Consider the following 11,705-nt stretch of genomic DNA (forward strand, 5'->3'; position numbering starts at 1 on the left):
CCACCGGCCCCGCCACCGCACGAACCCCGGCGGGAAAGGACGAGGGACGCGCCCCGCGGCGGGGCGCGTCCCTCGGGTGTACCGCTCAGCCGGTCACCTTGTCACGTGGTGCCCGATCACGTCGGGGACCGTCTGCTTCCTGACCTGGACCCGCTTCCGGGCGAGCTCGTTGCCGTTCACGGTCAGCGTGCTGTGCGCGAACTTCTGGGTGACCGCCGCCGCGGCGTCGATCATCTGGTCGAAGCCCTCGAGGTTCACGTTGTCGAGGCGGTCGCATTCCGCGTGGTAGCACGGGTCGTACGCCACTCCCGCCGTGCCGCCGTACGTCGCCGCCTGCTCGGGCGTCTTGATGCCCTCGGCGCCGGTGAACAGGCCGCCGGCCGGGATGCCGACGTTGATGAAGGCGTTGTAGTCCGACCGCCCGTTGAACGGCGTCGGGGCGCTGGCGAGCCCCTGCGAGGCGAAGTGGTCGGTGAACGCCTTCTCGATCGCGCCGGAGCCCGCGGGCGACTCGACCGGGTTCTGGCCCTCGCTGTTGTCGCCGTCGTAGACGAACCGCACGAAGTTCGGCGAGCCGATCATGTCGAAGTTGAGGTTGAGCGCGATGTTCTCCCGCTCCTCCTCCGACAGGCTGTCGACGTAGTGCTGGGAGCCGATCAGGCCCTCCTCCTCGGCGCCCCAGAACGCGAACCGCACGGTGTTGCGGACCTTGGGCCCGAGCTTGTGGATCTGCTTGGCCATCTCCAGCAGCGCCGCGGTGCCCGAGCCGTTGTCGTTGATGCCGGGCCCTTCGGCGACGCTGTCGAGGTGCGCGCCGAGCACGACCACGTTGTCGTCCTTGCCGCGGCGGGTGTCGGCGACGACGTTGGACGCCTGGCGCTCCTCGGTGAAGGTGTCGGTCTTGATGCGCAGCGTCACACCGCCCTCCTGCGCCTGCTGGACGAGGGAGGTCCCGACGGCGTTGGTGGGGCCGATGACCGGGATGCCGTACGGCGCGGCCAGCGTGCCCGCGACCGGGCCGGGCTGGTCGGGGAGCTGGTAGATCGCGACGGCGGCGGCGCCGGCCGCGATGGCGTGGTCGGTCTTGAGGGCGAAGGTGCAGCCGCCGCGCTGGATCAGCGCGATGTTCCCCGCCGGGAAGCCCGCGAAGTCCTCGGCCTCGCACCCGCTGCCGAGCCCGGTGATCCCGGTGTCCACCGGGGTGGCGGCGGCGGTGACGTCGCCGGAGCCCGAGTACTGCATCGTCGCGAAGTCGCCGCCCGGCTCGAACGTGTTCTGCTCGGGGGCGGTCTGCTCGAAGACCGGTTCCGACAGCTCCTGCCAGAAGTCGAACGTGAACTCCTGCACCGTCGGCTTGTAACCGGCCCTTTCGAGCTGATTCGCGATGTACTTGACGGTGATCTCGCTGCCCGGCAGCCCCGCGGCCCGGTTGCCGCCGTTGGCGTCCGCGATCTTCTGCAGGTTCTGCTGGTGATGGCGGACGTTCTTCAGCTTGACGAGCTTGGCCAACTGGGATGGCGTCGGCTTCGCCTGGGCCGGTACCGCCGCCACGGTGGTGGTGGCGAGGGAAAGGCCCAGGAGTGCCGCCAGCGCGGCTTTGCGCATGACCCTGTCTCCGATCTTGGGGGACGAGGATCCGAATCCTGACATAAGCCTTTTCTGGCCACAAGACGCACGACTGTGCGGCGCCGCCCCATTGACCGCGCCTCTTCCGCCCTTTACCAAGATCGATAAGTTCCGCCGACGACGCCGCCGTCCGGCCGAATGACTTGTTGACCTGCTTGATCACCTGAACCGCGGCGAATGGCGGCCCCGCAGATCATCGGCGGCGCGGCAGTTCGGCGAAATGGCCGCCTCCGGTCCGCGCGGCGAAGCGAACGGGAGTCCCGATCTCCCCGCGCGAGGCGGCGAAACGCCCGGAGAGAAAGGGGTAGGTGCCTCTGGCCCCGGAGTAAGGGACCTAAGTATGCTGCCCAGACTTTGGCCGTGGTGGGGACCGACGGGGAGCGTCTAGGTGGCAGGAACCGAGCAGGCACAGGAATCTCGCAGGCGGCCGCGCACCCGTCCGATCGGACGGCGGATCATGCCGCTGCTGGCGATCCCGCTCGTGTCGCTCCTGGTCCTCTGGGCGTTCTCGGCCGTTCCCGCCATCAGCGAGGCGGTGCGGCAGAACCGGTACGCGGCGGACTACGACCGCGTCGGCGATCCGTCCAGGTACGCAATGCAGGCGGTGCAGGCGGAACGCGCCGCCGCGGTGGCGATGCTGGCGGCGGATTCCGCCGCGGCCGCGCAGAAGTTCCTGGCGACGAGCGCCAAGACGGACCAGGTCACGGCCGCCTTCCGCGCCGCGGCGCTGTCCCCCGAGGCGACCGCCAACATGGACGCCGACGCGCTGCAGCGGATGCGGAGCACCACCGCCCAGTTCGACCGCCTGGCCGACGTCCGCTCGCGGGTCAGCGCGCGGAACATCTCCGTGCTGGACGCGATCAACGCCTACAGCGGCGTCCTCGACAACACGGCGCGGCTGCTCAGCACGCTGGCGACGCTGGAGGACGTCACCGTCTTCGCGCAGAACAAGGGCGTCCTGTACCTGTTCTGGTCGCACGACTTCCTGCTCCGCGAGGACCTCCTGCTCTCCAGCCTGCGCGGCCGGCTGAAGTCCGACGAGCGCGCCGCGTTCGCCGACTGGGCGGGCGGCCGCACGAACCTGTTCCAGCTGGGCAGCATCCAGCTCAGCGGCCGCGCCTCGCAGACCGCCCGCGCCCTGGTGGACGCCCCGTCCTACAACGAGTACGCGGCGCTGGAGCGGTCCGTCGTGCGGCAGGGGCACGCTCCGGATCCGCAGCGCTGGAAGGCGACGACCACGGAGGCCGGGCAGATCTGGCTCGGCACGGTCCTCAAGGCCAGCGAGGTGATCCGGCAGGACGACGTCGAGCCCGCCGACCGGCGGATCTGGCTGCGGGTCTACCTCACCGGCGGCGTGGGGCTGCTCACCGTCATCGCGTCCATCGCGCTGTCGCTCCTGTTCGCCCGGCGCCTCGCCCACGAGCTCAGGCGGCTGCAGCGGTCGGCGCAGGAGCTGGCCAACGACCGGCTGCCCCGCGTCGTCGCGCGGCTGCGGCGCGGCGAGCACGTGGACCTGGAGGCCGAGACGCCCCGGCCGGAGACCGGGCAGACCCGCGAGGTCGCCCTGGTGGGCGAGGCGCTCGACACCGTCCAGCGCACGGCCATCAGCACCGCGATCGGCGAGGCCGACCTGCGTGCGAGCATCAACCGCGTCTTCATCAACCTGTCGTGGCGGAGCCAGTCGCTGCTGCACCGGCAGCTGCGGCTGCTGGACCAGATGGAGCGCCGCGCGGCCAGCCCCGAGGAGCTCGACGACCTGTTCCGCCTCGACCACCTGACCACCCGCATGCGGCGGCACGCCGAGGGCCTGGTCATCCTGGCGGGGTCGCCGACCGTGCGGGCCTGGGACCATCCCGTCGCCGCCGAGGACGTCGTCCGCGCCGCGATCGCCGAGGTCGAGGACTACACCCGCGTCGAGGTGACCGGCGCCTCCTCGGCGGCCGTCACCGGCGGCGTCGTCGCCGACGTCATCCACCTGCTCGCCGAGCTGATCGAGAACGCCGCCTCGTTCTCCCCGCCGACCACCGAGGTCACGGTCAAGGTCGAGAGCGTCGCCAACGGGCTCGCGGTCGAGGTCGTCGACCGCGGCATCGGCCTGGCCGCCGAGGAGCGCGAGGAGCTGAACCGGCGGCTCGCCAGCTCGGTCGAGTTCGACCTGGCCGACACCGAGCGGCTCGGCCTGTTCGTCGTCGCGCGGCTGGCGGCGCGGCACCGCATCAGGGTGTCGCTGCAGCCGTCGGTGTACGGGGGAACGACGGCCGTCGTGCTCATCCCGCACACGCTGGTGGTCGTGGACGAGGAGTGGCGGCTCACCGACGGCGCCGGGGAGCTCCTGCCGCAGGGCGCCGGCGCGGCGGCGGGCGGCGGGCTCCGCCTCGGCCGCCCGGCCCGCCCGGCGCTGCCGGCGGCACCGCACGGCCAGCCGCCGCCCGCCCATCCGGCGTCCGCGCCGCCGGACGCGCCCGCGGGCGGGGAGAACGGCGAGCGCCGCCGGGCCGAGACCCGCGACGGGGATCTCGAGGACGCCGAGGCCGAGGACAGCGAGGCCACCGGCCGCCTCCCCCGGCGGGTGCGGCAGCGCGCCCTGGCGCCGCAGCTGCGCAGGTCCCGGGAGGGCGCCGTCGCGCGGCCCGAGCAGGCCGCGGACCCGGACGACGACTTCGACGAGCCGAGTCCGGAACTCAGCCGCGACCTGATGTCCTCGCTACAGTCGGGATGGCTGCGCGGAAGGGACGCCGAGGACACAGCAGGCAATGACGATCCGCGCGACGAATGGGGGGAATCATGACGCAGCAGAGCCATGCCACCGGGGAGCTCGACTGGCTGCTCGACGATCTCGTGGAGCGGGTCGGGGAGGTCCACCAGGCCGTGCTGCTGTCCCGGGACGGGCTGGTCATGGGCGCGTCGGGCGGTGTCACCCGCAAGGACGCCGAGTTCCTCGCGGCGCTGTCGTCGGGGTTCCACAGCCTGGCGAACGGGGCGCGCGAGCACTTCCAGGCCAAGCAGGTGCGGCAGACGGTCGTGGAGCTGGACGGCATGCTGTTCTTCGTCATGCCGGCCGGCAACGGCAGCTGCCTGGCCGTGCTCAGCGACGCGGGCGGCAACGCCGGCCTGGTCGCCTACGAGACGACCATGCTGATCAAGCGGGTGCGGCGGCACCTGTCCGCCGCGCCGCGCACGCCCGCCGAGGACGCGCCGGCCGCGGGCGCCTCGGACTGAGCGACCGTGCAAACGCCGAGAGAGCGGTGGATCGGGCGCGACGCGGGCCCGATCGTCCGGCCGTACGCGGTGACCCGCGGGCGCACCCGCCCCCGCGGGCTCGTCGTCGACCTCGTCACCATCCTCGTCGCGACGGGCCGGACGCCGGGCGACCGGGTGTGGCTGTCGCGCGAGCAGCGGCGGCTGCTGGAGCTGTGCCGGCGCCCCTCGACCCCCGCCGACCTCGCCTCGGAGACCGACCTGCCGTTCCGGGTCGTGCAGATCCTGCTGGAGGACCTGCACCAGTACGGCCTCGTCGAGGAGATGCCGCAGGCCGAGCACGGCGAGCGGTCCGACCGTCCCGATCCCCGCATACTGATGAGAGTGCTCGATGAACTCCGCCGCCTCTGAGTCCGCCCCGGCGCCGCACGCGTTCGACGACGACGTGCCGCAGCACACGCTGAAGATCCTGGTGGCCGGGGGCTTCGGCGTCGGCAAGACCACCCTCGTCGGCTCGGTCAGCGAGATCCGCCCGCTGCGCACCGAGGAGATCCTCACCGACGCCTCGGCCGGCGTGGACGACCTGCACGGCGTGGAGCGCAAGACCACCACGACCGTCGCCATGGACTTCGGGCGGCTGACGTTCTCCGGCGGCGTCCGGCTGTACCTGTTCGGGACGCCCGGCCAGGAGCGGTTCTGGTTCATGTGGGACCAGATCGCCTACGGCGCGGTCGGCGCGATCGTCCTGGTCGACACGCGGCGGCTCAGCACGAGCTTCGCGTCCATCGACTTCTTCGAGCAGCGGGAGATCCCGTTCGTCGTCGCGGCCAACGTGTTCGACGGCGCCCGCCGCTACACGGTGGACGAGATCCGCGACGCCCTGGACGTCGACCCGCACGTCCCGGTGATGCTCTGCGACGTACGGCGCCGCGAAACGGCCCGGGACGTCCTGGTGGCGCTGGTGGAGCACGCCGTCCGGTCGTCGTCACCCGTCTGAGGCGTCCGCGGGGCGAGCGCGGTCCGGGGTCATCCGGGCGACGATCAGCGAGGCCAGGGCGGCGTAGGCGGCGGAGTCGTCCAGTCCCGTCTGGGCCTTGATCTCGCCGCGGTGGATGGACTCCATCACCTGGCCCGCGACGGCGCCGACGAAGGCCGCGTCGGCGCCGGGCGCGCCGCCGTCCGGCAGCGCCTCGCGGACGAGGCCCTGCACGCGCCGGACGGCGAAGCGCGTGTTCCGCTTGTAGATCTCGCGGGCGGGCGGGAAGGCGTCTAGGTCGGCGAAGAACGCGGGCGACGCGGGCGCCAGCTCGGCGGAGATGGCGCGCAGGTACGCGCCGACGCGCTCCCGCGGGTCGGCGTTGGCGTCGAGCGCGGCCTCCACGCGCTCGGTCGCGCGGCGGAAGAACGCCCGGACGACGGCCACGATGATCTGCTCCCGGCTCGCCGCGACCGAGTACAGGGTGCTCTTCGAGCAGCGCAGGACGGCGGCCAGCTCCGCGACGCTCAACTCGGCGAAGCCGCGGTCGAGGAAGACGTCGATGAGGCGGCCGACGAGGAGGTCGCGCCGCCGCAGCGCCCGGGTGGCCCTGGTGGCGTGCGCTCCGTCCAGCGGGGTCATGACCGGGACAGTACCAAAAGCGGTTCGCTGGTACTGCTCTTGGTACTGTGGGCGGGCCGAAAGGAGTCCGCCCATGCCCGCCACCCGGCACCTGCCGACCCCCGAGTCCGAGGACCTCGTCGCGCTCACCCGCGAGATCGCGGCGAAGGAGCTGGCGCCGCGCGCCGCGGACGCCGAGCGGAGCGGGACGTTCCCCCGCGAGGCGTTCGCGACGCTCGGGCGGGCCGGCCTGCTGACGCTGCCGTACCCGGAGGAGTTCGGCGGCGGCGCCCAGCCGTACGAGGTCTACCTCCAGGTCCTGGAGGAGATCGGCGCGGCGTGGGCGAGCGTGGGCGTCGGCGTCAGCGTGCACGCGCTGTCGTGCTTCCCGCTGTTCGCCTACGGGAGCGATGAGCAGCGCGCCGAGCGGCTTCCCGACCTGCTGTCGGGCGAGCGGCTCGGCGCGTACTGCCTGTCGGAGGCGCACGCGGGGTCGGACCCGGCGGCGATGCGGGCCAGGGCCGTCCGCGAGGGCGACTCCTACGTCCTGAACGGCGCCAAGGCGTGGACGACCCACGGCGGCAAGGCCGACTTCTACACGGTGATGGCCCGCACGTCGGACGACGGCCCCCGCGGCATCTCGTGCTTCCACGTCCCCGCCGGCACGCCCGGGCTGGAGTTCGACGAGCCCGAGGACAAGATGGGCCTGATGGGGTCGACGACCGCGACCGTCCGGCTCGTGGACGCCCGCGTCCCGGCGGGGTACCTGATCGGGACCGAGGGCCAGGGCCTGTCGATCGCGCTCGCCGGGCTGGACGCGGGGCGCCTCGGCATCGCCGCCGTCGCCACCGGCCTCGCCCAGCGCGCGCTCGACGTCGCCGTCGAGTACGCCAAGGAGCGCGAGGCGTTCGGCAAGGCGATCATCAAGCACCAGGGGCTGGCGTTCGTGCTGGCCGACATGGCCGCCGCCGTCGAATCGGCCCGGGCCACGTACCTGTCGGCGGCGCGGCTGAAGGACGCGGGGCGCCCCTACGGCCGCGAGGCGTCCATCGCCAAGCTCGTCGCCACCGACAACGCGATGAAGGTGACCACGGACGCCGTCCAGGTCCTCGGCGGCGCCGGGTACACCCGCGACTTCCCCGTCGAGCGGTTCATGCGCGAGGCGAAGGTGATGCAGATCTTCGAGGGCACCAACCAGATCCAGCGCCTCGTCATCTCCCGGGGGCTGTGAGCCCGCCCGGTCAGAGCCGCACGTACTCGTAGTCGAAGGGGCGGCCGTTGATGCCGTTGCGGGGCGGGGCGATCCAGCCCGCGATCCTGCCCGGTTCATGGACGGGGTTCATGAGCGAGCGGACGTGCGTCTTGTCGACCTCGGTCGGGAGCCAGGCGTCCTGGCGCCGCTCCCACTCCTCCGCCGGGATGACCTCGCCCTGCGGGGTGGCCTCGATGCCCGCGAACGCGCCGACCTTGCGGTTGAACGCGACGCTGGGCAGGTAGAGGCGCTGCGGCAGGCCCGCGTCGGCGAGGATGCGGTTCCAGCGGTTCACGCCGCCGCGGCAGTCCGCGACGTACTCGCGGCGCAGGTCGGTGTTCAGGCCGATCAGGGCGGCCACCTCCGTCTGCCCGACGGAGCCGTCGACGAGGGCGTCCACCATCATCGCGTCGTCGGTGAGGCGGTGGTCGTCCTTGCGGCGGTCCTCCCGCCAGCGGCCCTTCAGCCCGGCGGTGTAGTAGTTCGCGACGTTGCCGGACGTCTCGGACCCGAACAGGTCGAGCGACACCGAGTAGTGGAAGTTCAGGTACTTCTGGACGACGTCCAGCGAGATCGCGCCGTGCGCAGTGACGTCGTCGGTGTCGTGCTCCTTCATCAGCTGGACGGTCCGCTCGACGACGCGGTCGATGCCCGTGGTGCCGACCATCATGTGGTGGGCCTCCTCCTTGAGCATGAACTCGCACGTCCGCGACAGCGGGTCGAAGCCGGACTCCTTCAGCGTGCCGAGCTGGTACTTGCCGTCCCGGTCGGTGAAGTAGGTGAACATGAAGAACGACAGCCAGTCGGGGGTCTCCTCGTTGAACGCGCCCAGGATGCGCGGCGACTCCTCGCTGCCGGAGTTGCGGTGCAGGAGCTCCTCGGCCTCCTCGCGGCCCTCTCGTCCGAAGTGGGCGTGCAGCAGGTACACCATCGCCCACAGGTGGCGGCCCTCCTCGACGTTCACCTGGAACAGGTTGCGCAGGTCGTAGAGGCTGGGCGCGGTCGCGCCGAGGTTGCGCTGCTGCTCCACGGAGGCGGGCTCGGTGTCGCCCTGGATGACGATGAGGCGCTGGAGGTCGGCCCGGTACTCGCCGGGGACCTTCTGCCAGACGGGCTCGCCCTTGTGCGCGCCGAACCCGATGCGGCGGTCCGCGTCGCGTTCCGCCAGGAAGATGCCCCACCGGTAGTCCTTCATGGCGACGTGCCCGAAGTGGGCCCAGCCGTCGCGGCCGACGTTCACGGCCGTGCGCAGGTAGACGTCCCGGGTGGGGAGCGCCGGCCCCATCGACTCCCACCAGTCGAGGAAGTCGGGCTGCCACGACTCCAGGGCGCGCTGGAGCCGCCGGTCCTCGTGCAGGCCGACGTTGTTGGGGATCTTCCCCGAGTAGTCGGCCGCGGTCCCCGACGCGCTGCTCGCCGGCATGGTCACACTCGCTTTCGGTCGAAGTCGGCGCGCTCGCCGGTGCCGTAGCGGCGCAGGGCGCCGTCCGGGCCGGACGCGTTCGGGCGGGTGAAGATCCAGTTCTGCCAGGCGGTGAGCCGTCCGAAGATCCTGGTCTCCATGGTCTCCGGGCCGGGGAAGCGGCAGTTGGCCTCCAGGCCGGTGAGCGCGTCCGGGCTGAAGCCGGCCCGCTCCTCGGCGGCGATGCGGATCTCCTCGTCCCAGTCGATGTCGTCGGGCGTGAAGGTGACCAGGCCGAGCCGTTCGGCGTCCGCGGCCTCCAGGGGCTTGCCCTCGGCGTCGCGCACGGCGGCGAGCGCCGCGTCGTCGCCGAGGAAGCGCGTCGCCAGGCGGGTGAGGCCGTTGCCCATCGGCAGCGGGCCGAGGTTCATCGCGGTCACGGTGATCGTCGCGGGGGCGGCGTCCGGGGCGGTGTCCTCGAAGACGCCGTCGAGCTGGTAGCTCCGGTCGGCGGCCAGCGCGACCTCCAGCAGGGACCCGGCGAAGCACCCGCCCGGCTCGATCAGCGCGACGAGGCTGCGGGACGTGACGTCGAGGCGCTTCAGCGTCCGCTTGAGGTAGTGCAGGATCTCGTTGGCGAGCCAGTCTCCGGCGTTGTCGAGCAGGAGCCGGTCGTGGGCCAGGACGTGCCGCGCGTCGCCGCTCGTGCGGAACAGCCAGGTGCCGAGGGCCGGCTCGTTCGTGCGCAGGTCGAGGATGAGGTCGTCCAGCTCGCGCGTCATGGCGAGGGTCCAGAAGTCCGCGCCCTGCCGGTGGACGTCCTCGATGCCGCCGGGGGACGAGTCCGGGCCCGCGATCGTGATCTCCACCGAGCCGGCGTCGCGGTCGAGCTTCGCCGACACGTGCCGGTAGGACGCCGACGACTCTGTCCGCTCCTTTCCGAGCGGGGTCAGCTCGACGCCCCGGGCGCCTTCCGGGCGGAACGAGCGGGCTGCCAGTTCCGCCGCGCGCCCGGCGACCGCCGCGTCCCAGGCCGGGCGGGGCACGGCCTCGTCGACGAGCCGCCAGGCGACGGCCTTCCTGCCCGCGAGCCCCTCGGCCTTGGTGGCGAAGTAGTCGGCGCGGTCGCGGCGCACGCGGCGCTTGTCCGTCAGCCGGGTCAGGCCGCCGGTCCCGGGCAGGACGCCCAGCAGCGGAACCTCCGGCAGCGATACGGCCGAGGAGCGGTCGTCCACGAGCATGATGTGCTCGCAGGCGAGGGCCAGCTCGTAGCCGCCGCCGGACGCGGTGCCGTTGAGCGCCGCCAGGTAGGTCTGGCCGGAGTTCGCGGTCGCGTCCTCGATGCCGTTGCGGGTCTCGTTGGTGAACTTGCAGAAGTTGACCTTCCACTCGTGCGGGGACGCGGCCAGCATCCGGATGTTGGCGCCCGCGCAGAAGACCTTCTCCCTGCCGCCGGTGAGCACGACGGCCCGGACGCCGGGGTGCTCGAACCGCAGCCGCTGGACCGCGTCGTACAGCTCGACGTCGACGCCGAGGTCGTAGGAGTTGAGCTTCAGCTCGTAGCCGGGGACCAGCCCGCCCCGCTCGTCCACCGCCATCGTGAGGGTGGCGACGGGCCCGTCGACGTCCAGCCGCCAGTGCCGGTAGCCGGACGGGTCCGCGCGGAACTCCACGTGCGGGGGCGTGCCCGTGCCCTGGGGGCTGCTCATGAGCTGTCCTTCCGCCTCGCCGGCCGGCCGTGCCGCCTCCTCCATATTCGACATGAGGCGGACGAAACGTCAAGAGTTTGTAGCATTTGTCCGCGCGGAGGGTCAGCGGCCGAGCAGCGCGGCGGCCAGCTCGCGGACGGCGAAGCGGCGCAGCTTGCCGGTCGGGGTCGTGGGCAGCTTGTCCACGACCAGCACCTCGCGGGGGCGCTTGAACGGCGCGAGGCCGGCGCGGCAGAAGGCGGCCAGCTCCGCCGGATGGGCCGGCGTCCCGTCCTTGAGGACGACGCACGCGACCGGCTTGTCGATCCCGTCGGCGTCCGGGAGCCCGACGACCGCGGCCATCGCCACCGCCGGATGCTCCAGCAGCCGCGCCTCCACCTCGGCCGGGGACACCCAGATGCCGCCCGCCTTGAGCATGTCGCCCGTCCGGCCGAGGCACGTGTAGTAGCCGTCCTCGTCGACCACGTAGGTGTCGCCGGTGCGCAGCCACTCCCCCTGGAACACTTGGCGGGTGGTGTCAGTGCGGCACCAGTAGCCCGTCGCGATCGACTCGCCCTTCACCAGGAGCGATCCCGGGGTGCCCGGCGGGACGTCGACGCCGTCGGCGTCCACGACGCGCAGTTCGTACCCGGGGACGGCGGTGCCCGTGGTGCCCGGGCGCACCTCGCCCGGGCGGTTCGACAGGAAGATGTGCAGGCACTCCGTCGACCCGATCCCGTCGATGACCTCCACGCCGTACCGCTCGGTGAAGCGGCGGCACAGCCCGGCGGGCAGCGGCTCCCCCGCCGACACCGCGAGCCGCACCGACGCGAACGCGTCCGCGGGCACGTCCGCGTTCAGGAGCGCGGCGTAGAAGGTGGGGACGGCGAAGAACAGCGTCGGGCGGTACTCGGCCAGCCGCCCGGCGACCGACGCCGGGGT

10 protein-coding genes are annotated in these 11,705 nt (G+C 72.5%); 5 read left to right on the forward strand and 5 right to left on the reverse strand.

Annotated elements, in window-relative coordinates:
- Positions 1-93: 93 nt before the first annotated feature.
- Positions 94-1,605 carry a M28 family metallopeptidase gene (locus E1266_RS29720; protein ID WP_132052649.1) on the reverse strand — a complete coding sequence of 504 codons (1,512 nt, stop codon included), beginning with the start codon at positions 1,603-1,605 and terminating at the stop codon, positions 94-96.
- A 409-nt stretch (positions 1,606-2,014) separates the two neighbouring features.
- Here E1266_RS29720 and E1266_RS29725 point away from each other — a divergent pair, with 409 nt between their 5' ends.
- The 4 genes from E1266_RS29725 to E1266_RS29740 are packed head-to-tail and all read left to right on the forward strand — an operon-like array spanning position 2,015 to position 5,821.
- Positions 2,015-4,414, forward strand: a complete 2,400-nt coding sequence (locus E1266_RS29725) for a nitrate- and nitrite sensing domain-containing protein (RefSeq protein ID WP_132052651.1) — start codon at positions 2,015-2,017, stop codon at positions 4,412-4,414.
- Positions 4,411-4,845 (forward strand): roadblock/LC7 domain-containing protein, encoded by a 435-nt coding sequence (locus tag E1266_RS29730; protein WP_132052653.1) that lies wholly within the window; start codon positions 4,411-4,413, stop codon positions 4,843-4,845. Before E1266_RS29725 ends, E1266_RS29730 begins: the two co-directional genes overlap by 4 nt.
- 6 nt (positions 4,846-4,851) lie before the next feature.
- Positions 4,852-5,235, forward strand: coding sequence for a DUF742 domain-containing protein (locus E1266_RS29735; RefSeq protein ID WP_132052655.1), 384 nt, complete (start codon positions 4,852-4,854; stop codon positions 5,233-5,235).
- A complete protein-coding gene (locus E1266_RS29740; protein WP_132052657.1) occupies positions 5,216-5,821 on the forward strand; it encodes an ATP/GTP-binding protein in 606 nt (201 codons plus the stop codon). Before E1266_RS29735 ends, E1266_RS29740 begins: the two co-directional genes overlap by 20 nt.
- Here the strand turns inward: E1266_RS29740 and E1266_RS29745 are convergent.
- Positions 5,810-6,442 carry a TetR/AcrR family transcriptional regulator gene (locus E1266_RS29745; RefSeq protein WP_132052659.1) on the reverse strand — a complete coding sequence of 211 codons (633 nt, stop codon included), beginning with the start codon at positions 6,440-6,442 and terminating at the stop codon, positions 5,810-5,812. The two genes, E1266_RS29740 and E1266_RS29745, sit on opposite strands and share 12 nt — an antisense overlap.
- Before the next feature lie 73 nt (positions 6,443-6,515).
- On the opposite strand from E1266_RS29745, the gene E1266_RS29750 reads away from it, so the two are divergent.
- Positions 6,516-7,652 carry an acyl-CoA dehydrogenase family protein gene (locus tag E1266_RS29750; protein WP_132052661.1) on the forward strand — a complete coding sequence of 379 codons (1,137 nt, stop codon included), beginning with the start codon at positions 6,516-6,518 and terminating at the stop codon, positions 7,650-7,652.
- Between the two features lie 10 nt (positions 7,653-7,662).
- On the opposite strand, the gene boxB is transcribed toward E1266_RS29750, so the two are convergent.
- The 3 genes from boxB to E1266_RS29765 all read right to left on the reverse strand — a co-directional run.
- Positions 7,663-9,096: a benzoyl-CoA 2,3-epoxidase subunit BoxB gene (gene boxB, locus E1266_RS29755; RefSeq protein WP_132052663.1), complete on the reverse strand. Its 1,434-nt coding sequence runs from the start codon at positions 9,094-9,096 to the stop codon at positions 7,663-7,665.
- 2 nt (positions 9,097-9,098) lie between these two features.
- Complete coding sequence (gene boxC, locus E1266_RS29760; protein ID WP_132052665.1) at positions 9,099-10,784, reverse strand: 2,3-epoxybenzoyl-CoA dihydrolase; 1,686 nt, start codon at positions 10,782-10,784, stop codon at positions 9,099-9,101.
- Positions 10,785-10,886: 102 nt separating this feature from the next.
- On the reverse strand, positions 10,887-11,705 hold an 819-nt coding region (locus E1266_RS29765; RefSeq protein WP_165966259.1), incomplete at its 5' end, for an AMP-binding protein.

This window comes from Actinomadura sp. 7K534, from assembly GCF_004348575.1.
GTDB classification, from domain to species: domain Bacteria; phylum Actinomycetota; class Actinomycetes; order Streptosporangiales; family Streptosporangiaceae; genus Spirillospora; species Spirillospora livida.